Below are 219 nucleotides of genomic sequence, written 5' to 3' on the forward strand. Positions count from 1 at the left end.
TGGTTGGTTGTTATACGACGTTGCGAATCTTGATCCAGATCATCTTTGTGCGGATTTAAAACCTCAACCAATGCGCCACGGTAATCTGCACGTTCGTCGGTTTCCCCGAGTGTATTCAACTCAAGGTGAACCTTGTCCGCAACGCCCATACGCTTCCAGAAACGTGCTGTCAGTTAAATCAACACGGCATCGATATCGCGAGTTGCCACACCAAAGGTT

At 48.4% G+C, this 219-nt stretch carries 1 pseudogene; it reads right to left on the minus strand.

Features of this window, described 5'->3' with window-relative positions:
* Positions 1 to 219: pseudogene (locus tag ACNQO6_RS18585) on the minus strand (histidine--tRNA ligase); the annotation flags it as partial.

The organism is Acinetobacter calcoaceticus, from assembly GCF_051947995.1.
Lineage (GTDB): Bacteria > Pseudomonadota > Gammaproteobacteria > Pseudomonadales > Moraxellaceae > Acinetobacter.